At 55.6% G+C, this 21,246-nt stretch carries 18 protein-coding genes; all 18 read right to left on the reverse strand.

Annotated features, from left to right (window positions below):
- Nucleotides 1-97 precede the first annotated feature (97 nt).
- Nucleotides 98-1,249, reverse strand: a complete 1,152-nt coding sequence (ftsZ, locus tag BM007_RS12690; RefSeq protein WP_008501978.1) for a cell division protein FtsZ — start codon at nucleotides 1,247-1,249, stop codon at nucleotides 98-100.
- 63 nt (nucleotides 1,250-1,312) lie between these two features.
- Nucleotides 1,313-2,569: a cell division protein FtsA gene (gene ftsA / locus BM007_RS12695; protein WP_023334508.1), complete on the reverse strand. Its 1,257-nt coding sequence runs from the start codon at nucleotides 2,567-2,569 to the stop codon at nucleotides 1,313-1,315.
- Nucleotides 2,566-3,408 carry a cell division protein FtsQ gene (gene ftsQ, locus BM007_RS12700; protein ID WP_024907461.1) on the reverse strand — a complete coding sequence of 281 codons (843 nt, stop codon included), beginning with the start codon at nucleotides 3,406-3,408 and terminating at the stop codon, nucleotides 2,566-2,568. Before ftsQ ends, ftsA begins: the two co-directional genes overlap by 4 nt.
- Nucleotide 3,409: 1 nt before the next feature.
- Nucleotides 3,410-4,330, reverse strand: coding sequence for a D-alanine--D-alanine ligase (locus tag BM007_RS12705; protein ID WP_032649808.1), 921 nt, complete (start codon nucleotides 4,328-4,330; stop codon nucleotides 3,410-3,412).
- On the reverse strand, nucleotides 4,323-5,798 hold the full coding sequence (gene murC / locus BM007_RS12710; protein ID WP_032649810.1) for a UDP-N-acetylmuramate--L-alanine ligase: 1,476 nt from the start codon (nucleotides 5,796-5,798) through the stop codon (nucleotides 4,323-4,325). The genes BM007_RS12705 and murC overlap by 8 nt, the downstream gene beginning before the upstream one ends.
- Before the next feature lie 56 nt (nucleotides 5,799-5,854).
- Entirely contained in the window at nucleotides 5,855-6,919 is a 1,065-nt protein-coding gene (murG, locus tag BM007_RS12715) for an undecaprenyldiphospho-muramoylpentapeptide beta-N-acetylglucosaminyltransferase (RefSeq protein ID WP_023334504.1), read from the reverse strand.
- Nucleotides 6,916-8,160, reverse strand: a complete 1,245-nt coding sequence (gene ftsW / locus BM007_RS12720; protein ID WP_048989648.1) for a cell division protein FtsW — start codon at nucleotides 8,158-8,160, stop codon at nucleotides 6,916-6,918. The genes murG and ftsW overlap by 4 nt, the downstream gene beginning before the upstream one ends.
- On the reverse strand, nucleotides 8,160-9,476 hold the full coding sequence (gene murD, locus BM007_RS12725; protein ID WP_024907457.1) for a UDP-N-acetylmuramoyl-L-alanine--D-glutamate ligase: 1,317 nt from the start codon (nucleotides 9,474-9,476) through the stop codon (nucleotides 8,160-8,162). Before murD ends, ftsW begins: the two co-directional genes overlap by 1 nt.
- A gap of 2 nt (nucleotides 9,477-9,478) precedes the next feature.
- On the reverse strand, nucleotides 9,479-10,561 hold the full coding sequence (mraY, locus tag BM007_RS12730; RefSeq protein WP_008501985.1) for a phospho-N-acetylmuramoyl-pentapeptide-transferase: 1,083 nt from the start codon (nucleotides 10,559-10,561) through the stop codon (nucleotides 9,479-9,481).
- Nucleotides 10,555-11,913 (reverse strand): UDP-N-acetylmuramoyl-tripeptide--D-alanyl-D-alanine ligase, encoded by a 1,359-nt coding sequence (gene murF / locus BM007_RS12735; protein WP_061715971.1) that lies wholly within the window; start codon nucleotides 11,911-11,913, stop codon nucleotides 10,555-10,557. Before murF ends, mraY begins: the two co-directional genes overlap by 7 nt.
- Nucleotides 11,910-13,397 (reverse strand): UDP-N-acetylmuramoyl-L-alanyl-D-glutamate--2,6-diaminopimelate ligase, encoded by a 1,488-nt coding sequence (gene murE / locus BM007_RS12740; RefSeq protein ID WP_032649816.1) that lies wholly within the window; start codon nucleotides 13,395-13,397, stop codon nucleotides 11,910-11,912. Before murE ends, murF begins: the two co-directional genes overlap by 4 nt.
- A complete protein-coding gene (locus BM007_RS12745; protein ID WP_024907454.1) occupies nucleotides 13,384-15,150 on the reverse strand; it encodes a peptidoglycan glycosyltransferase FtsI in 1,767 nt (588 codons plus the stop codon). The genes murE and BM007_RS12745 overlap by 14 nt, the downstream gene beginning before the upstream one ends.
- Nucleotides 15,151-15,165: 15 nt before the next feature.
- Nucleotides 15,166-15,531, reverse strand: coding sequence for a cell division protein FtsL (gene ftsL / locus BM007_RS12750; RefSeq protein WP_008501989.1), 366 nt, complete (start codon nucleotides 15,529-15,531; stop codon nucleotides 15,166-15,168).
- Nucleotides 15,528-16,469, reverse strand: coding sequence for a 16S rRNA (cytosine(1402)-N(4))-methyltransferase RsmH (gene rsmH / locus BM007_RS12755; RefSeq protein ID WP_021240527.1), 942 nt, complete (start codon nucleotides 16,467-16,469; stop codon nucleotides 15,528-15,530). Before rsmH ends, ftsL begins: the two co-directional genes overlap by 4 nt.
- A gap of 2 nt (nucleotides 16,470-16,471) precedes the next feature.
- Nucleotides 16,472-16,930: a division/cell wall cluster transcriptional repressor MraZ gene (gene mraZ, locus BM007_RS12760; RefSeq protein ID WP_021240528.1), complete on the reverse strand. Its 459-nt coding sequence runs from the start codon at nucleotides 16,928-16,930 to the stop codon at nucleotides 16,472-16,474.
- A 599-nt stretch (nucleotides 16,931-17,529) separates the two neighbouring features.
- Nucleotides 17,530-18,537: a catabolite repressor/activator gene (cra, locus tag BM007_RS12765; protein WP_008501993.1), complete on the reverse strand. Its 1,008-nt coding sequence runs from the start codon at nucleotides 18,535-18,537 to the stop codon at nucleotides 17,530-17,532.
- Nucleotides 18,538-18,716: 179 nt separating this feature from the next.
- Nucleotides 18,717-19,208: an acetolactate synthase small subunit gene (gene ilvN / locus BM007_RS12770; RefSeq protein ID WP_008501994.1), complete on the reverse strand. Its 492-nt coding sequence runs from the start codon at nucleotides 19,206-19,208 to the stop codon at nucleotides 18,717-18,719.
- A 1-nt stretch (nucleotide 19,209) separates the two neighbouring features.
- Complete coding sequence (gene ilvI, locus BM007_RS12775) at nucleotides 19,210-20,934, reverse strand: acetolactate synthase 3 large subunit (protein WP_090419059.1); 1,725 nt, start codon at nucleotides 20,932-20,934, stop codon at nucleotides 19,210-19,212.
- Nucleotides 20,935-21,246: the final 312 nt, after the last annotated feature.

A 21,246-nucleotide genomic window follows, 5' to 3' on the forward strand; every position in this document is an offset into this window, starting at 1 on the left:
TAATCTCGCCAAATTAACTATCCAACCGAGAGTGTATATCACTAACGGTGGGCCAGTTTAGCACAAAGAGCGCAAATCCCCTAATTCCAGCCAATTCTTAGTCAGCTTGCTTACGCAGGAACGCCGGGATATCCAGATAATCTGGCTCTTTCGCCGTTTGCGGCGTTGGGTCATTCACCACTTTCGCGGCCGGTTTCTGCTCCTGAGTCAGAGGAGACATACCGTGCTGCTGGTAACGATCCATTACCGGTTGCTGAGTCTGCTTGTTGGTCACTAAGGTGATCTCAGGACGTTTGTCCATACCGATACCGGTCGCAACAACGGTAACACGCAGCTCGTCGTTCATTTCAGGGTCAAGGGAAGTACCGATTACCACGGTAGCGTTGTCAGAGGCGAACGCACGGATAGTGTTACCCACGGTTTCGAACTCATCCAGACGCAGGTCGAAGCCAGCGGTAATGTTGACCAGCACGCCGCGCGCACCAGACAGATCGATATCTTCCAGCAGTGGAGAAGAGATAGCCATTTCAGCCGCTTCTTCTGCACGGTCTTCACCGCTCGCCACGCCAGAGCCCATCATCGCGTAGCCCATTTCGGACATCACGGTGCGAACGTCTGCAAAGTCAACGTTCATCAGGCCAGGACGGGTAATCAGTTCAGCGATACCCTGAACCGCACCTTTCAGCACGTCGTTTGCTGCACCGAATGCGTCCAGCAGGGAGATACCGCGACCCAGAACTTTCAACAGTTTATCGTTCGGGATGGTGATCAGCGAGTCCACATGCTTGGACAGCTCGGTGATCCCCTGCTCCGCGAAAGCCATACGCTTCTTGCCTTCAAAGTTGAAAGGCTTGGTCACGACAGCAACGGTCAGGATACCTAAATCTTTTGCCACTTCAGCCACAACAGGTGCTGCGCCGGTACCGGTACCGCCACCCATACCTGCTGCGATGAAGACCATGTCCGCACCTTCCAGTGCAGCGCGCAGGGCTTCACGATCTTCTTCAGCCGCATTGCGACCCACTTCCGGGTTAGCCCCTGCTCCCAGCCCTTTGGTGATACCACCGCCGATCTGGATAGTCTGGCCTACAGCCGTTTTACGCAGTGCCTGTGCATCGGTGTTAACTGCGAAGAACTCAACACCCTCAATGCGTTCACGCACCATATGCTCTACGGCGTTACCGCCGCCGCCACCGACGCCGATGACTTTAATCACCGCGTCGTTGGTCAGTTCCATAGGTTCAAACATAATTTCTCTCTCCGTTGTGCCTGTCGCCCGAGACCGCTAATTCTCTCCGGTCTCTTAAAAAAATTAAAACTCTTTTCGCAACCAGTTGTTCAGTCGTTTGACCCACGACCCCACTGAGACGCGTTTTTCCACTTCTGCTTCACCACTGAGATGAGATTCCTTCCCGTAGTGGAGCAGGCCCACAGCCGTTGAATAATACGGCTCCTGAGCATAATCCGTTAAACCGGTGATATTCAGCGGCGCACCAATACGCACCTGCGTATGGAACACGCGCTGAGCACAGGCCGCAAGACCTTCAATTTGCGCTGCACCGCCGGTTAATACAATCCCCGCAGCAAGATGATGTTTAACGCCCTGCTGACGAAGCTGTTCCTGTAACTGTAAAATCTCTTCGTTGACCAGGTTGAGCAGCTCGGTATAGCGCGGCTCAATCACCTCTGCCAACGTCTGGCGCTGCAGGCTACGCGGTGGACGACCACCAACGCTCGGCACTTCAACGCTCTCATCTTTGCCAACAATAGACCCCAGCGCACAGCCGTGGCGCACTTTAATCGCTTCTGCATCGCTCGGCGGCGTACCAAAAGCGTAAGCAATATCGCTGGTCACGACGTTCCCTGCGTACGGGATCACTTTGGTGTGGCGCAACGCACCGCCGGTATATACGGCGATATCCATTGTACCACCACCAATATCGACCACACAGACACCCAGTTCACGTTCATCTTCGGTCAGCACGGAATAACTTGCCGCCAGACCCGCGAAAATAAGTTGGTCAACTTTCAGGCCACAACGTTCAACGGCTTTTACAATGTTCTTCGCCATATCGTTGTGACATGTGATCAGGTGCACTTTTGCCTGCATACGTACGCCAGAAAGACCGACCGGGTTCTTGATCCCTTCCTGGTAGTCAATCGCATATTCCTGCGGGATGACATGCAGCACGCGATGCTCATCGCGGACGCGCACGGACTTCGCCGTGTGCACGACGTTTTCAACGTCTTCCTGCGTCACTTCTTCTTCGGAAATCGGCACCATACCGATTTCGTTCTGGCAGCTAATGTGCTTACCAGAAAGGGCCAGATAGACAGAAGAAATCTGGCAATCTGCCATCAATTCAGCCTGATCGATGGCGCGCTGAACGCATTTCACCACCGATTCAAGATCGTTTACCCCACCTTTATCCATACCACGGGACGGGCAACTGCCTACGCCAATGATATTGACCATACCGTCGGGCAGAACTTCCCCTACTAAAGCGGCAACCTTCGCGGTGCCAATCTCCAGTCCAACTACCAGTTTTCTGTCCGTCGCCTTGATCATTGTTGTTCTGCCTGTACCTGTGCCTGATTCTGTTGCTGATTAGGTTCCTCGACCGGAGCCGGTACCCAACCGACTGCTGCGCCTGAGTCATAGCGCAAATCAACGTAGCTTATCCGTTTGCCGTCAGTCTGTGCTTGCTGCTGTAAAACCGGGTAAAGTTCGACAAAACGCGCCAGACGCTTCATTGTGTCTCCGCGTCCCAGGTTGAGCTTAATGCCGTTCGTTAACGTCAGCTGCCAGGAACGGCGCGCCGTCATGGCAGCATCTTTTAACGTAAACCTGTCCTTCGCCAGCACCTGACCCATCTCGCGAAAACCCTGTAACACTTCGTTTTCGCTGCCTTCAGGGCCATACAACATCGGTAAATTTTGCTTGTTGACACGATCGGTCGGGACGCTGAAGGAATTTCCGTCTACGTCAACCATGTGCTGATCATTCCAACGCGCAATGGGCACATATTCAACCAGATGAATCTTCAATTCATCAGGCCATTGCTTTCTTACGCTCGCCTGTTTTATCCATGGCAGACGTTCTATCTGGCTCTGGATAATATTGACGTCCTGCGTCATAAAGGTGCCAGGCGAGCCCAGCGCCAGTATTGACTGACGAATATCGTCGTTACGCGTGTAGTGGCGCTCGCCGGTGACCACCAGCTTAGAGAGCGGCAACCGCTGCGCATCTTCCATCCAGCCCAGGACCATCCAGCCGCTGATAAACACAGTGCACAACACCCCGAGCAGGAAAATGATGCCTGCAAGACGCGTTCCATTACTGCGGCGTGAAGAGGTGTATTCGTCCTCGTCATCGCGGTTGCGCGTGTTCAATGCAGCCTGAGACATATCAGCCCGCCTGGTCCAGAATGCGTACGACTAACTGCGAGAAACTCATCCCCGCCTGACGCGCAGCCATCGGCACAAGGCTGTGACTGGTCATTCCCGGAGAGGTATTGGCTTCCAGCAAATAAAATTGCCCATCACTGTCCTGCATCACGTCGATGCGTCCCCAGCCTCGGCAACCCAGAACATGCCAGGCTTTAAGCACCAGGGACTGTAAATCTGCTTCACGCTCGGCTTCAAGACCACAAGGGCAGAAATATTGCGTCTCATCAGAGAGATACTTCGCCTCATAATCATAGAAGACTCCAGCGGGTTGGATGCGGATTGACGGTAAAATTTCTTCGCCAAGCATCGCGACGGTAAATTCTGGCCCGCTGAGCCATTTTTCAATCAGAACTTCTTCATCATGTTGAAATGCCAGTGCTAAAGCGGACGAAAGATCTTCAGCTTTGTCGACTTTGGACATTCCCACACTGGAGCCTTCCCGGCTGGGCTTTACAATAACCGGTAAGCCCAGTTCAGCAATGCGTGTATTAACGCTATCCGGCAGGCCCAATTCAAATTCGCGACGCGTCAGCGCAACCCATGGCGCAACGGGTAACCCCGCGCCCTGCCACAGGAGTTTGCTGCGCAGTTTATCCATAGAGATAGCGGAGGCCATCACGCCGCTGCCGGTGTACGGCATGCCGATCAAATCCAGAAGCCCCTGCAGGGTGCCATCTTCACCGCCGCGACCATGCAAAGCGATAAAGACTTTATCGAAGCCCATGGCTTTTAATTGCGTCACGTCGACCTCTTTTGGGTCGACCAGGTGCGCATTGACGCCCCCTTCACGCAGGCCCGCGAGCACAGCCGCGCCGGAATTCAGGGAAACCTCACGCTCGGCGGAGGTGCCGCCAGACAGGACAGCAATCTTATCAGCCATGATGCTCATCCTCCTGAGTTTGCGGCTTCAGTTTGATTTCAGCTAAGGTACGGGCGATTTTGCCGATATTTCCCGCGCCCTGAATCAGAATCAAATCGTTACCTGTCAGGACCGGAGCCAGAATTTCCGCCACCTGTGCAGGGTCAGAAACCAGAATAGGGTCAACTTTACCGCGTCCACGGATGGTGCGACATAAAGAACGACTGTCTGCGCCCGGAATCGGAGTTTCACCCGCTGAATAAACATCCAGCATTAACAGTGTATCGACCTGTGAAAGGACGCTGGCGAAATCGTCGTACAGATCGCGCGTACGCGTGAAGCGGTGCGGCTGGAAGATCATCACCAGATTCTTGTCAGGCCAGCCTGCACGTGCGGCTTTAATGGTGGCGTCCACTTCGGTCGGATGGTGGCCGTAGTCGTCCACCAGCATCGCTGTGCCGGCTTTACCGTTCACGGCGTCCAGCGGGAATTCACCGAGGAAGTCGAAACGACGGCCGGTGCCCTGGAAGCTTTCCAGCGCGCGCAGAATCGCATCATCATCAATGCCTTCTTCGGTCGCGACGGCCACTGCCGCTGCGGCATTGAGGGCGTTATGGCGACCTGGCGCATTCAGCGTGACGTGCAGCAGTTCTTTGTCCTGACGCGCCAGCGTGAAATGCCCCTGCGCACCAATCTGTTTGTACTCTTCCACGCGAACGTCAGCGTCTTCGCTGAAGCCGTAAGTGGTGATTTGACGACCCACGCGCGGCAGCAGCTCGCGGATCACCGGATCGTCTACGCACATCACCGCGCGTCCATAGAACGGCAGGTTGTGCAGGAAGTTGATGAAGGTCTGCTTTAGGTTTTCGAAGTCGCCCTGGTAGGTATCCATATGGTCAGCTTCGATGTTAGTGACAATCGCCACCATCGGCTGCAGGTGCAGGAACGACGCGTCGCTCTCATCCGCTTCGGCAATCAGATAACGGCTGTGGCCCAGACGCGCATGTACGCCTGCGGCTTTGACCAGACCGCCGTTGACGAAGGTCGGATCGAGGCCCGCTTCCGCATAAATACTGGAGACCATCGCCGTGGTCGTGGTTTTACCGTGGGTCCCGGCAATAGCGATGCCGTGACGGAAACGCATCAGTTCCGCCAGCATTTCTGCACGGCGGATCACCGGAATGCGCGCTTCATGCGCGGCAACGATTTCCGGATTGTCAGAGGAGATGGCGCTTGAGACCACCACCACGCTCGCATCGCGCACGTTTTCCGGACGATGGTTGAAATAGATAGTCGCCCCAAGCGACGCCAGCTGCTGCGTAACAGGGTTTGGCGCCAGGTCAGACCCGCTGATCTGATAGCCTTCGTTAGCTAACACTTCGGCAATACCGCCCATGCCAGCACCACCGATGCCAACAAAGTGAATGTGCCGGACGCGACGCATCTCGGGCACGATTGAACGCAGTTTTGCCAGTTGTTGTGTATTCATTCTCTAAACGCCATCGACTACTTAAAATTCGTGCCGCGCTTCACGCGCTGCGAGGGTTAAGCCTGGGCTGCCAGGCTCACTTCTTTTGCCACCCGTTCCGTCGCATCAGGGATAGCGGCCGCGCGCGCGCGTTGCGCCATCTCCAGCAGTGCGTCTCTGTTCCAGCCCGCCAGGGTGGTGGCGACCGCGTCGGCGGTAAATTGTGGCTGTTCAAAAATTTTCGCCGCGCCAGCTTTCTCAAGCGGCAACGCATTCCAGTACTGCTGTCGGTCTTTGTGCTGGAACGGCACAAACAGGGCAGGCAGACCGGCGGCGGCGATCTCGCTCACCGTCAGGGCGCCTGAACGACAGACCACGACATCGGCCCAGGCATACGCTGCCGCCATGTCGTCGATAAACTCGGTGACTTTATGCTGCGGCTGACCTTCGTCTGCATAAGCCTGCTCAACGGTCTGCTGAGCACCTTTTCCGCTCTGGTGCCAGATCGTCACGGCATCCCCCAGCTTTGCGGCAACCTGCGGCATCGTCTGGTTTAAGATACGCGCGCCCTGAGAGCCGCCGACGACCAGTACACGCACCGGCCCTTCACGGCCCGTCAGGCGAGCGTCCGGCAGCGGCAGCGCCAGCACGTCCACACGCACCGGGTTACCTACCACGTCCGCTTTCGGGAACGCGCCGGGAAACGCCTGCATAACTTTGGTGGCGATTTTCGCCAGCCACTTGTTGGTCAGACCGGCAATACCGTTCTGCTCATGCAGCACAACGGGAATACCTAACGACCACGCCGCCAGCCCGCCAGGACCCGAGACATAGCCGCCCATGCCCAGCACCACATCCGGCTTAAAGCGCTTCATGATGGTGCGCGCCTGACGCCAGGCGTTAAAAATACGCACCGGTGCCAGCAGCATTGCCTTGAGGCCTTTGCCCCGAAGGCCGGAAATACGAATAAAGTCGATCTCGATACCGTGCTTCGGTACCAGATCGGCTTCCATGCGGTCTGCGGTTCCCAGCCAGCGTACCTGCCAGCCCTGATCCATTAAATGGTGCGCAACCGCCAGTCCCGGGAACACGTGTCCGCCGGTACCGCCTGCCATCACCATTAACCGCTTCGGTTGATTCATCGTGAACCTCGTGTAAACGCCTGGGCTTTTTCCAGACGCGTCTCATAATCTATACGCAACAAAAACATGATGGCCGTCGACATAATCAACAGACTGGAACCACCATAACTGATCAACGGCAACGTCAGACCTTTGGTCGGCAGCATACCCGCTGCGGCCCCGACGTTAACCAATGCCTGGAAGCTAAACCAGATACCAATTGAACAGGCTAAGAATCCTGAGAAGCGGTGATCGATCTCCAGCGCTTTCCGGCCGATGGACATGGCGCGGAAAGCGACGAAGAATACCATTAATAGCGCTAATACCACACCGATATAACCCAGTTCTTCCGCAATAATGGAGAAGATGAAGTCAGTGTGCGCTTCCGGTAAATACTCCAGTTTCTGTACCGAGTTACCCAGACCCTGTCCCCAGACTTCACCGCGACCAAAGGCCATCAGCGACTGAGTCAGCTGATAACCGCTGCCGAACGGATCTTCCCACGGGTTCCAGAACGAGGTTACACGGCGAATACGGTAAGGCTCGGCGAGGATCAGCAGCACAACCGCCGAAATCCCCATTCCGATGATAGCGATGAACTGCCACAGCTTCGCGCCCGCCAGGAACAGCATCGCCAGGGTGGTAACGAACAGCACGACAACGGTACCGAGGTCAGGCTGCGCCAGCAGTAATACCGCCAGCACCAGAATCACGCCCATCGGTTTTAAGAAGCCGCGCAGGTTGTTACGCACTTCATCTACCTTACGCACCAGGTAGTTAGCCAGGTAGCAGAATAGGGAGAGCTTGGTAAATTCCGCAGGTTGAATACGCAGCGGGCCAAAGGCGATCCAGCGCGATGCCCCGTTAACAGAGCTCCCCACCACCAGTACGATCAGCAGCATAATAATCGAGGCGATCAGCATCGCCGTACTGTGCCGCTGCCAGAACTCCATTGGCAGACGCAAGGTCACCAGCGCCAGGCAAAACGCCAGGATGATGTACAGACCATCACGCTTGGCAAACAGGAAAGGATCGTTCGCCAGACGCTGCCCGACAGGCATTGAGGCTGACGTCACCATAATAAAGCCGACCGCTGCCAGCCCCATCGTGAGCCAGAACAGCGTGCGATCGTACATGACCAGGCTATCGTTATCTTTTTGACGAGAGCCCATCACCCAGCCTTTGAGTGCCGCAAACAACCACACCAGGATCCCAAATCCTGGCAGGCGCGGCATTTTCAGGCGAGGGAGAGATAAACGCATCAGCCTAACTCCTTCGCCAGGCGGGTAAAGACATCACCACGCTGTTCGAAATTCTTGAATTGATCGAGGCTGGCGCAGGCCGGAGAGAGCAGCACCATATCGCCTGGCTTCACGCGAGGAGCAATCAGCCGCATCGCCTGTTCCATGGTTTCGGTTTGCTCGGCGACCTCAGGGCGCAGTGCAGCCAGCTCGCTGCCGTCACGGCCGAAGCAGTACAGACGGACGTTATCACCGGAAAGATACGGTTTCAGGGAGGAGAAATCCGCTGATTTACCGTCGCCGCCCAGCAGCAAATGCAGCGTGCCGTCAACGTGCAGGCCGTTCAGCGCGGCCTCCGTGCTGCCCACGTTGGTGGCTTTAGAATCGTTGATCCAGCGTACGCCGTTGTGCTCCAGCGCCAGCTGGAAACGGTGTGCCAGCCCAGAAAACGTGGTTAATGCTTTCAGGCTGGAGGAGCGTGGCAACCCTACTGCATCTGCCAGCGCCAGCGCCGCCAGGGCATTGGTATAGTTGTGCTGACCAGTGAGCTTCATCTCTTTCACGTTCAGCACTTTCTCACCCTTCACGCGCAGCCAGGTTTCGCCCAGCTGGCGGTTCAGGTGGTAATCCCCCATCGTAATACCGAAGCTGATGCAGCGATCGTCTGCGCCACGCACCGGCATGGTCAGCGCATCATCGGCATTCACTACGCAGACTTTGGCATTCTCATAAACGCGCAGCTTGGCGGCACGGTACTGCTGCAGACCAAATGGATATCTGTCCATGTGATCTTCAGTCACGTTGAGGATTGTCGCAGCCGCAGCGTGCAGGCTGGAGGTTGTTTCCAGCTGGAAGCTGGAAAGCTCGAGAACATACAGCTCACAGCCTTTGTCCAGCAGCATCAGAGCGGGTAAACCAATGTTACCGCCAACGCCGACGTTCATGCCCGCCGCTTTCGCCATTTCACCCACCAGGGTAGTGACGGTGCTTTTACCGTTAGAACCGGTAATGGCGATAACGGGCGCCTGCGCTTCGCGGCAGAACAGCTCAATATCGCCGATAATCTCAACGCCCGCATCCGCGGCAGCGCTCAGTGAAGGATGCGCCAGCGCCATTCCCGGGCTGGCGACAATCAGATCGGCTGCCAGCAGCCAGTCATCATTCAGACCACCAAGGTGGCGTTCAACCTGTTCAGGCAGTTTGTCCAGACCCGGCGGAGAGACACGCGTATCCATCACGCGCGGCGTCACGCCACGCGCGAGGAAAAAGTCCACGCAGGAGAGTCCCGTAAGACCCAACCCGATGATAACGACTTTTTTGCCCTGGTAATCTGCCATGATTAACGTACCTTCAGCGTTGCCAGGCCAATCAGCACCAGCATCAGCGAAATAATCCAGAAGCGCACAATCACGCGCGGCTCCGGCCAGCCTTTCAGTTCATAGTGGTGGTGAATCGGCGCCATACGGAAGATGCGCTGACCGCGCAGCTTGAAGGAACCGACCTGCAAAATCACCGACAGGGTTTCAACCACAAACACACCGCCCATGATCACCAGCAGGAACTCCTGACGCAGCAGTACGGCGATAATGCCGAGCGCACCGCCCAAAGCCAGAGAACCGACGTCCCCCATAAAGACCTGCGCCGGATAAGTGTTGAACCACAGGAAGCCCAGCCCCGCGCCGACAATCGCCGTACAGACGATCACCAGCTCACCCGCGTGGCGCAGATAAGGGATGTGCAGGTAGTTCGCAAAGTTCATGTTACCGGTCGCCCATGCCACCAGCGCAAAACCGGCGGCGACAAAGACGGTTGGCATAATGGCCAGGCCATCCAGACCGTCGGTCAGGTTTACGGCGTTGCCGGTACCGACAATCACAAAGTAGGCCAGCAGGATGTAGAACAGCCCCAGTTGTGGCATCACGTCCTTAAAGAACGGCACGACCAGCTCGGTGGCTGGCGTATCTTTCCCGGCCAGATACAGCGCGAAGGCCACGCCCAGCGCAATCACCGACATCCAGAAATATTTCCAGCGGGCAATCAGGCCTTTGGTGTCTTTACGAACAACTTTGCGGTAATCATCCACAAAACCGATGATCCCGTAACCCACCAGTACCGTCAGAACGCACCAGACGTACGGGTTGGAGGGATAGGCCCACAGCAGCACGGAAACGACGATGGCGGTCAGGATCATGATCCCGCCCATGGTCGGCGTGCCGCGTTTGCTGAAGTGCGATTCCGGACCGTCGTTACGTACAACCTGACCGAAAGAGAGTTTTTGCAGACGGGCAATCATGCGCGGGCCCATCCACAACGAGATGAACAGCGCAGTCAGCAGGCTGACGATGGCGCGAAACGTCAGATATGAAAAGACGTTAAAGCCTGAATAATATTTGACCAAATGTTCGGCCAGCCAAACTAACATGTCCCGTTCTCCTGTAATGCGTGCACAACCTCTTCCATGGCGGCACTACGTGAACCTTTCACTAACACAGTCACAATTTGTTTTTCTGCAATCAACGCTTTGAGGCGCTCTATCAACGCGGCTTTGTCAGCAAAATGCTCGCCAACGCCGCTGGCATAGCTAATCGCCTGGCTCAGTTTTCCTGCGCTCAGCACACAGTCCAGCCCCGCCGCTTTCGCCGCTTCACCGACCTGGGTATGACAGGCTTCGCTTTCGTCGCCCAGCTCTGCCATATCGCCAACTACCATGATGCGATAGCCCGGCATTTCAGATAACACCTGCACTGCCGCCGTCATCGAGCCAACGTTCGCGTTGTAGGAGTCATCCAGCAGCAGCTTATTTTCCGAAAGCTGAATCGGGAACAGACGTCCCGGCACGGCTTTCAGGTTCGCCAGCCCGGTTTTAATCGCTTCATGCGACGCGCCCACCGCCGTCGACAACGCCGCCGCCGCAAGCGCATTGGCGATGTTATGGCGACCCGGCAGCGGCAGCAGCACATCGACACCACCCGTTGGGGTGGTGAGGGTGAATTCTGTGCCGTGCGACGTCACGTGGATATTGGTCGCGGTAAAATCACTGTTGACCGCATTCGGCGAGAAGCGCCAGGTTTTACGCGAACCAATAATGCTCTGCCAGTTCAGCCAGTCGTTGTTATCGGCGTTCAGGATGGCGATACCGTCATCCGGCAGGCCGGTGTAAATCTCACCTTTGGCTTTTGCTACGCCTTCCAGCGAGCCAAAGCCTTCCAGATGCGCAGCCGCGAGGTTATTCACCAGTGCGGCTTCCGGGCGAGTCAGGCTCACGGTCCAGGCGATTTCGCCCTGGTGGTTTGCCCCTAACTCGATCACCGCAAATTCATGTTCTTTGGTCAGGCGGAGTAATGTCATCGGCACGCCGATGTCATTATTGAGGTTGCCCGCGGTATAAAGCGTATTCCCGCACTGGCTGAGGATCGCCGCCGTCATCTCTTTCACCGACGTCTTGCCTGATGATCCCGTCAGGGCGACAACGCGCGCAGGGACCTGCTGACGGACCCAGGCGGCCAGCTCACCGAACGCGAGACGCGTATCTTTCACCACAATTTGCGGCAGATCGATATCCAGCTTGCGGCTGACCAGCAGCGCACCGGCGCCGTTCTCTTTGGCCTGTTCAGCAAAATCATGCGCGTCAAAACGCTCGCCTTTCAGCGCCACAAACAGACAGCCTGCGGAGATTTTGCGGGTGTCCGTCGTGACGGCATCAATCGTCAGGTCTTGCCCGTGCAGGTCGCCCTGCAGAATGGCAGCGGCCTGGCTTAACGTGATGCTAATCATGCCACGACTCCCAGCAGACGTGCTGCCGTTACGCGGTCCGAGTAGTCCAGACGGCGATTGCCAACGATCTGATAATCTTCATGGCCTTTACCCGCCAGCAGGACTACATCATTCTCCCGCGCCTGCATGATGGTGTTAGTCACGGCTTCCGCACGGCCTTCCACCACGCGAGCGCGGCCCGCGTCCAGCATGCCCGCCAGAATGTCATTGATGATGGCGCGCGGCTCTTCCGTACGCGGGTTGTCATCGGTGACTACCGGAATATCTGCAAACTGCTCGGCAATAGCCCCCATCAGCGGGCGTTTGCCTTTGTCGCGATCGCCGCCGCAGCCAAACACGCACCAGAGCTTCCCTGTGCAGTGCAGGCGCGCCGCTTCCAGCGCTTTTTCCAGCGCGTCCGGCGTGTGGGCATAATCAACCACAACGGTCGGCTTGCCCGGCGCGCTGAACACTTCCATACGGCCGCAAACCGGCTGCAGACGCGCTGAGGTTTTCAGCAGCTCAGCCATTGGATAACCCAGCGCGAGCAGCGTCGCCAGCGCCAGCAGCAGGTTGCTGACGTTAAACGCGCCCATCAGGCGGCTTTCAATTTCGCCTTCACCCCAGGAAGAGGCAAAGCGGATTGTCGCCCCGCTGTCGTGGTAATTCACTTCAACCGCCTTCAGCCAGCGGCCGTGGCAGTTCGGATTGATATGGTCTTCCATCGACACTGCAACCGCATCCGGCAGCTTCGCCAGCCAGCGGCGGCCCACTTCGTCGTCGGCGTTGATGATGGCTTGTCCGTAATGGTGAGTAGAGAACAGCAGCCATTTCGCGGCTTCGTAATGCTCCATATCACCATGATAATCAAGATGATCGCGGCTCAGATTGGTAAACACGGAAGCGGCAAATTTCAGCGCCGCGACGCGGTGCTGTACCAGACCGTGCGAAGAGACTTCCATCGCAGCAAAGGTTGCCCCCTGCCCTGCCAGACCGGCAAGCACATGCTGTACGTCTACCGCGGAACCGGTGGTGTTTTCCGTCGGGCTCACTTTGCCCAGCAGGCCATTACCCACGGTCCCCATCACCGCACCGGTTTCACCCAGCAGCTGGGCCCACTGCGCCATCAGCTGCGTGGTGGTGGTTTTACCGTTGGTACCCGTCACGCCAACCAGGCGCAGCTGGTCGGAAGGTTCGTGATAAAAACGCCCCGCCAGTGCGGAAAGACGTTCGTTTAACTGGCTGAGATAGATAACCGGCACCCCGTGCATTTCACGGATCTCACCGTCGGTTGCCTCATCTTTAGCCTCAGCAATAATGGCAGCCACACCTTGCGCAATCGCCTGCGGGATATAACGACGCCCGTCCGCCTGATGACCGACCACCGCCACAAAAAGATCGCCAGAAGCAGCCACGCGGCTGTCCAGTATCATCTCTCGCAGTGCTCGCTCCGGTGCATTTGGCACCCACGGAGCGAGAAGGTCGCGCAAATTACGATCTGCCACCTGTACCCTCGCCTTGATTAATTACAAATTCACTTTTTTCGCCCGTCGCCAGCGCATCCGGTTCAATGTTCATGGTACGTAACACGCCGCCCATGATAGCCCCGAACACAGGCGCGGAGACGGCGCCGCCGTAGTATTTACCCGCCTGTGGATCGTTAATAACGACCACCAGCGCAAAACGCGGATTGCTTGCAGGCGCAACGCCTGCGGTATAGGCAATGTATTTGTTGATATAGCGGCCATCCGGCCCCACTTTTTTCGCCGTACCGGTCTTGATAGCGATGCGATAACCTTTGATTGCCGCCTTCACGCCGCCGCCGCCGGGCAGCGCCACGCTTTCCATCATATGAACAACAGTACGGACGGTCGATTCCGGGAAGATACGCTCACCGGGAACCGGTGGATCAACTTTGGTAATCGACAGCGGACGATAAACGCCATAGCTGCCGATCGTTGCGTAGACTCGCGCTAACTGTAACGGTGTCACCATTAGCCCGTAGCCGAAAGAGAAGGTGGCCCTCTCTATGTCAGACCACCGTTGTTTTTGAGGATATAAGCCACTGCGTTCTCCGACCAACCCCAAATTGGTCGCCTTTCCAAGCCCAAAACGTGAGTAAGTCTCTACTAACGCTGAGGACGGCATCGCTAACGCCAGCTTTGAAACACCGACGTTACTCGACTTCTGTAACACCCCGGTCAGGGTCAATTCGCTGTAGCGCGCCACGTCTTTGATTTCGTGACCGTTAATTCGGTAAGGAATGGTATTCAGTACGGTATTTTCATTAACGATACCGCGCTGAAGTGCAGTCATGACGACCATCGGCTTAACGGTCGAACCCGGTTCGAACACGTCGGTGATGGTACGGTTACGCATAATATCCTTTTGCGTACCGGTAAGATTGTTAGGGTTGTAGGACGGGCTATTGGCCATCGCCAGCACTTCACCCGTGTTGACATCAACTAACACGGCACTGCCCGATTCCGCTTTGTTAAAGGCCACGGCGTTGTTCAGCTCGCGGTAAACCAGCGCCTGTAACCGCTCATCGATACTCAGCGCAAGGTTGTGTGCTGCCTGGCTGTCCGTTGAGGAAATATCCTCGATCACGCGACCATAGCGGTCTTTACGCACAATGCGCTCACCGGGCTGACCGGTCAGCCATTTATCAAAGCTTTTTTCAACGCCCTCAATCCCCTGGCTATCAACGTTAGTAAAGCCAATGAGGTGAGCAGTCACTTCGCCGGATGGATAGTACCGGCGGGATTCTTCGCGCAGATGGATCCCCGGCAGCTTCAATTTTTTGATGTAGTCCGCCATGTCAGGATTCACCTGACGCGCCAGATAGATAAAGCGCCCTCTCGGGTTGGTATTCACGCGTGAAGATAACTGGTCCAGCGGCATCTTCAGCGCATCCGCAAGGGCCTTCCATCGGTTATCAAGCGTGATGCCGCCAGCATCATGCAGTTCTTTCGGATCGGCCCAGATAGCCTTCACCGGCACGCTCACCGCCAGCGGACGACCCGAGCGGTCGGTGATCATCCCACGGGATGTCGACACTTCTTGGACGCGCAGAGAGCGCATATCGCCCTGGCGAACCAGCATGTCAGGGGCGACGATTTGTAGCCAGGCCACGCGGCCCAGCAGAAAACCCAGCGCCAGTAAAATGCAGCCGCAAAGCAACGCAAAACGCCAACTGACAAAGTTGGCCTGTTCTTCCTGACGTTTTGGTTTTAGCGTTTTTGCCGCTGCTTTCATGCGTCGCGTTTTCCCTTATTTTTGTACTACGATATTTTCCTGCGAAGGATCAACATGCTGCAGCTGCAGCTTTTCCGTTGCGATCCGTTCAACCCGGCTGTGATCGCCGAGCGCGTTTTCTTCAAGGATCAGATTTCGCCATTCAATATCCAGCGCATCGCGTTCCAGCACCATCTGCTCGCGTTGCGCAGTCAATAAACGTGTATGGTGGGCGGTGGTCACCACCGTAACTGCCGTGACAATGATGCAAATGAACAGACAGAGTGGCAGTTTCCCAAACCGCAAAAGATCGTCGCCGATCACGCCAGGCAAGGCATGGCGCTCGTTGCTTCCTAACGAATCCTTAACTTTGCTTAGGGTCTCTGTCACTCTGCCGATCATGCGTTCGTCCTCTCTGCAACACGCAGCACTGAACTACGGGCGCGTGGATTCTCTGCCACTTCTTCTTCGCCCGGCATCAACTTGCCTAATGCTCGCAACTGACGGCCACCCAGCTTCCTGAGTTGTTCTTCCGTCATCGGCAGCCCTGCTGGCACCTGCGGACCGCGGCTTTGTTCACGCATGAAGCGTTTCACAATACGGTCTTCCAGCGAATGGAAGCTGATGATGGATAACCGCCCACCCGGGGCCAGCACGTCGAGCGAGCTTTTTAGCGCCAGCTCTATTTCCTCCAGTTCACTGTTTACCCAGATGCGAACCGCCTGGAAGGTACGGGTCGCGGGATGTTTGTGCTTATCCTTCACCGGTGTCGCCGCCGCGATCACTTCGGCCAACTCTTTGGTGCGGGTCATTGGCTCAATGCGATTGCGCTCAACGATGGCGCGCGCAATACGTTTGCCAAAGCGCTCTTCGCCGAACGTTTTGATGACCCATGCAATATCGGCTTCGTCAGCGGTCTGTAGCCACTCAGCGGCAGATTGACCGCGCGTCGGGTCCATCCGCATGTCCAGCGGACCATCACGCATAAAGGAGAAACCACGTTCAGCATCATCAAGTTGGGGTGAAGAGACGCCAAGATCGAGAAGAATCCCGTCGATCTTGCCCGTCAGGCCGCGCTCAGCGACATAATCCGCGAGCGCAGAGAAAGGTCCATGCACGATGGAAAAGCGTGGGTCATTGATGGTCTGTGCAACGGCAATAGCCTGCGGATCGCGATCGATTGCCAGCAGACGTCCTTCCTCTCCAAGCTGGGAGAGAATCAAACGTGAGTGACCACCGCGACCAAACGTGCCATCAATGTAGATGCCATCCGGACGAATATTCAGGCCGTTTACGGCCTCGTCCAGTAACACCGTTTTATGTTTATAATTTTCCATCATATTTATAGAGACAAGTCCTGCAGCCGTTCCGATAATGTCGCGGAATCAGACTGCTCAGCGTCGATATCTTCCTTGACCTGTTGATACCAGGTCGTTTCATCCCACAGTTCAAACTTGTTGAACTGCCCGACCAGCATCACTTCTTTGGTCAGACCGGCATGTTGCCGCAACACAGGGGCAATCAGTAATCGCCCTGCGTTATCCATCTGACATTCACTGGCATGTCCCAATAACAGCCGCTGTACGCGGCGTTCCTGCGGGTTCATGCTCGACAGTCGCGACAGCTTTTGCTCAATAATTTCCCATTCAGGCAAGGGGTAAAGCAGCAGGCAGGGGGAGTTAATGTCAATGGTGCAAACCATTTGACCCGCAGCGTTCTCAATCAGCTGGTCGCGGTATCGGGTTGGTACCGATAAACGCCCTTTGCTGTCGAGATTGACTAACGTAGCTCCACGGAACATGCCAGTCTCACCCCTCCTCACCACTTTAACCCACAAATTCCCACCTAAAGGAGTTTACGGAGCGAGGGAAAAGCTTGTCAAGCCAGGACTCTCCATATAAGGACTCGGAAGCCCTCTATTTACAGAGATAAACAGTCCTGGTTAATAACTGCACAACTGGCGAGGCAAAATTAACGTTATGAATATTTGTAAGAAAAAAACCGAATATGCACACTAGCGTTAAAGCTCACTCAATATCATCGCAGATAAATATAAAGTGTCAGTTTGCGACGCGGGCAGCATTTTATGACAGATTCTCAGGGGATAACAGCGCCAGATTCACCCAGGCACCCGGTAAGCGCAGCGGTTGCCACGTAAGCTGGCAAAGGAGGAGGAAAAACGTCTGATTATTCATCGACCGAAAAGGGTTTGTAACAAAATAATACAAAGAATGCCGTTTAAAATCGACCGGACGTTCTTAAAAAGACAATTTAAAAGCCAGAATGAATTAAGAAAAATAGGTGATTAGGATCCCTCAAGAATTATCCTAATTTCTCTCCGGGAATTATCTGCACGAATTATCGCAACAAAAGGGGGCAGATTTCGCCGCCCCGGTCATTTCATTTTTGGCGGCTTAAAATTCCGCGATGGTAGAGATTACGTTTGATACGCGTCAGGCCCGGTTTCGGCTTGCGCGGCTCATCCAGGCTTGCCAGCACAATCTCCAGCACGCGTTCAGCCACATCGCGGTGACGCTGTGCTACCGCCAGCACCGGGCACTGGAGGAAGTCGAGCAGCTCGTTATCCCCGAACGTGGCAATCGCCAGGTCGGAGGGCAGTTTACCTTCCCGGCGTAAGGTCACGTCCATGACGCCCTGCAACAGCGCAAACGACGTGGTGAACAGCGCCTGAGGCATCGGATGCGTTTCCAGCCATTTCTCGAACAGCTGCGCGGCGGCTTCACGCTCGTAGCTGTTGGCATAGAGGTAGTGAACCTCGCGCGGATCGTCTTTCCAGGCGGTTCTGAATCCCTGCTCACGCAGGAAGCTCACAGAAAGCTCGGGCAACGCGCCAAGATACAGCACCGTTTCAGCGGGGAACGTTCTCAACTCTGCGGCCAGCATTTCTGCATCATCCTGATCCGCACCCACGACGCTGGTGAAATGCTCGCGATCGAGCGCGCGATCCAGCGCCACAATTGGGAACGGGTCATTCGCCCAGCGCTGGTAGAACGGATGCTCTGGCGGCAAGGAGGTTGACACGATAATGGCATCCACCTGACGCTGGAGCAGATGCTCAATGCAGCGCATCTCGTTATCGGGCTGGTCTTCTGAGCAGGCAATCAGCAACTGATAGCCGCGCTGACGCGCCTGACGTTCAAGATAGTTGGCGATACGGGTATAGCTGGTGTTTTCCAGGTCAGGGATCACCAGACCAATAGAGCGGGTACGCCCGGCACGCAGACCGGCTGCGACAGCATTCGGATGGTAGTTATGCTCACGAACCACCGCCATAACTTTTTCAACGGTCTTGTCGCTAACACGGTACTGCTTTGCTTTACCGTTAATCACATAGCTGGCCGTTGTTCGTGACACGCCGGCTAGCCGGGCGATTTCATCCAGTTTCACAATTGCCCCTTAAAAAAAGAAAAGAGTCCATGGCCCTGTCAAGGTTATGGTTAAATCTTTTAACATCTAAACGCAGAAAAGCCTTCGCGGCAACCGCTTTTATCTGCGTTGTCGGCTGATTACGCAAAAAAAAGCCCGGCTTTGGTGACCGGGCAGAAAGAGGCGAACCTTTTTGACAACTAACGCATGATTTTCTCGCCGCGTGACAGACCGACTACACCCGATCTCGCGACCTCGACAATTTTTGCGACATCCCGCACTGACGCCAGGAAAGCATCCAGCTTGTCGCTTGTCCCAACCAGCTGAACCGTATAAAGAGAAGGGGTGACGTCAATAATCTGTCCGCGGAAAATATCCGCATTGCGTTTAACTTCTTCACGCCCGTAGCCGCTGGCCTGGATTTTCACCAGCATGACCTCTCGTTCAACGTAGGCCCCCTGCCCCAGCTCGCTCACGCGCAGCACATCAACCAGCTTATGCAGCTGTTTCTCAATCTGCTCAAGCACTTTGGCATCGCCGACGGTTTGGATCGTCATGCGCGACAGCGTCGGGTCTTCCGTCGGGGCAACGGTCAGGCTTTCAATGTTATAGCCGCGCTGCGCAAAAAGACCAATGACGCGCGACAGTGCGCCAGACTCGTTTTCCAGTAAAACAGATAATATCCGGCGCATATCAGGTTCTCTCCGTTTTGCTTAACCACATTTCATCCATACCACCACCACGAATATGCATCGGATAAACGTGTTCGGTCCCATCAACAATCACATCCATAAAGACGAGGCGGTTGTTTTTAACGTGCTCAAGCGCTTGCGCGAGCTTCGCTTCCAGATCAGCCGGATCGGTCACCCGCATGCCTACATGGCCGTAAGCTTCAGCAAGACGAACAAAGTCCGGCAGCGATTTCATGTATGACTGAGAATGACGGCCAGAGTAGATCATATCCTGCCACTGCTTCACCATACCGAGATACCCGTTATTCAGGTTCAGCACCAGTACCGGCAGTTCATATTGCAGCGCGGTAGACAGCTCCTGAATGTTCATCTGAATACTGCCATCACCGGTCACGCAGACGACGGTTTCATTCGGCAACGCCAGCTTCACGCCCAGCGCGGCAGGCAGACCAAAGCCCATGGTTCCTAAACCACCGGAGTTGATCCAGTGTCGCGGTTTATCAAACGGGTAATACAGGGCGGCAAACATCTGGTGCTGCCCTACGTCTGAGGTTACGTACGCTTCACCTTTCGTCAGTCGCCACATCGCTTCGATGACCGCCTGCGGCTTAATGCTTTCGCTTTGCGTGTCATATTTCAGGCACTGACGCGCGCGCCACTGTTCAATCTGCTGCCACCAGTCGCGGATCTCATCCAGCGGCTGGGTTGCACTCTCCTGGGTCAGCAGGTCCAGCATTTGCTCCAGAACCTGACGAGCATCACCGACGATCGGCACATCAGCCGCCACTGTTTTTGAAATTGACGTAGGATCGATATCAATGTGCAGCACGATGGCGTTCGGGCAATACTTTGCCAGGTTGTTGGTGGTGCGATCGTCAAAGCGCACGCCGACGGCAAAGATGACATCGGAATGATGCATCGTCATGTTGGCTTCATAGGTACCGTGCATACCCAGCATCCCCAGCGCCTGACGATGGGTGGCAGGGAATGCCCCCAGCCCCATCAATGACGATGCAACTGGCAGGTTAAGTTTTTCAATCAGTTCACGGAGCTGGACTTCGCAGGCAGAGTTGATCGCCCCGCCACCGACATAGACCACCGGTTTTTTGGCTGCCAGCAGCGTTTGCAATGCCCGCTTGATCTGACCTTTATGCCCCTGCGTTGTTGGGTTATAAGAGCGCATGCTGACCGATTCCGGCCAGACATAAGGCAGCTTGTTTGCCGGGTTCAGGATATCTTTAGGCAGATCGACCACCACCGGTCCCGGGCGTCCGCTTGCTGCCAGCCAGAAGGCTTTTTTCAGTACGCCGGGAATGTCTTCTGTTTGCTTGACCAGGAAGCTGTGCTTCACAACGGGACGCGAAATCCCGACCATGTCGCACTCCTGAAAAGCATCGTAGCCAATCAGTGAGGTTGCCACCTGCCCGGAGAGGATCACCAGCGGGATAGAGTCCATATAGGCCGTCGCAATGCCGGTAATGGCGTTTGTCGCGCCGGGGCCGGACGTGACTAACACCACGCCCACTTCACCCGTCGCACGCGCCAGGCCGTCAGCCATGTGCACCGCCGCCTGCTCGTGACGTACCAGAACATGGTCAATGCCCCCTACCGTATGCAGCGCATCATAAATATCGAGGACCGCACCGCCAGGGTAGCCGAACACTTGCTTTACGCCCTGATCGATCAGCGACCGAACGACCATTTCCGCGCCAGACAACATCTCCATGCTTTGCCTCCAGGCATTTTGTTATAGACGGACTGCCGAATTCATTTCCGCACCGTCTTACGATTGGGATAAACCAATCTTATATTTTGCAGAGTGTTCTTTACCTTAACCGCTCGTTATGAGGCAGGCAATTAGCAAACCCGGGTAGATAAACGGCGCGTAAAGCAGAAAAAGCAGGCGTTAACAGGAGATATGGTTAATTCCTCTGGGAATAGAGGATGGGGTGATAAATCATCGCTGAAAAGCGCGACAATGCAGGAAATCATCTATTTTTGCGTGCCGGAGAGCAGCCCGAAAAAAAGCACCACAGAA

The organism is Enterobacter sp. NFIX59 (genome assembly GCF_900113755.1).
Taxonomy (GTDB): Bacteria; Pseudomonadota; Gammaproteobacteria; order Enterobacterales; family Enterobacteriaceae; genus Enterobacter; species Enterobacter pseudoroggenkampii.

Coding starts and splice junctions, on each gene's coding strand:
- murD (WP_024907457.1), bottom strand. CDS start 9,476: ATGGCAGATTACCAGGGCAAAAAAGTCGTTATCATCGGGTTGGGTCTT.
- ftsZ (WP_008501978.1), bottom strand. CDS start 1,249: ATGTTTGAACCTATGGAACTGACCAACGACGCGGTGATTAAAGTCATC.
- ftsL (WP_008501989.1), bottom strand. CDS start 15,531: ATGATCGGCAGAGTGACAGAGACCCTAAGCAAAGTTAAGGATTCGTTA.
- mraZ (WP_021240528.1), bottom strand. CDS start 16,930: ATGTTCCGTGGAGCTACGTTAGTCAATCTCGACAGCAAAGGGCGTTTA.
- murF (WP_061715971.1), bottom strand. CDS start 11,913: ATGATTAGCATCACGTTAAGCCAGGCCGCTGCCATTCTGCAGGGCGAC.
- ftsW (WP_048989648.1), bottom strand. CDS start 8,160: ATGCGTTTATCTCTCCCTCGCCTGAAAATGCCGCGCCTGCCAGGATTT.
- mraY (WP_008501985.1), bottom strand. CDS start 10,561: ATGTTAGTTTGGCTGGCCGAACATTTGGTCAAATATTATTCAGGCTTT.
- BM007_RS12705 (WP_032649808.1), bottom strand. CDS start 4,330: ATGGCTGATAAGATTGCTGTCCTGTCTGGCGGCACCTCCGCCGAGCGT.
- ftsA (WP_023334508.1), bottom strand. CDS start 2,569: ATGATCAAGGCGACGGACAGAAAACTGGTAGTTGGACTGGAGATTGGC.
- murG (WP_023334504.1), bottom strand. CDS start 6,919: ATGAATCAACCGAAGCGGTTAATGGTGATGGCAGGCGGTACCGGCGGA.
- murC (WP_032649810.1), bottom strand. CDS start 5,798: ATGAATACACAACAACTGGCAAAACTGCGTTCAATCGTGCCCGAGATG.
- rsmH (WP_021240527.1), bottom strand. CDS start 16,469: ATGATGGAAAATTATAAACATAAAACGGTGTTACTGGACGAGGCCGTA.
- ilvN (WP_008501994.1), bottom strand. CDS start 19,208: ATGCGCCGGATATTATCTGTTTTACTGGAAAACGAGTCTGGCGCACTG.
- BM007_RS12745 (WP_024907454.1), bottom strand. CDS start 15,150: ATGAAAGCAGCGGCAAAAACGCTAAAACCAAAACGTCAGGAAGAACAG.
- ilvI (WP_090419059.1), bottom strand. CDS start 20,934: ATGGAGATGTTGTCTGGCGCGGAAATGGTCGTTCGGTCGCTGATCGAT.
- ftsQ (WP_024907461.1), bottom strand. CDS start 3,408: ATGTCTCAGGCTGCATTGAACACGCGCAACCGCGATGACGAGGACGAA.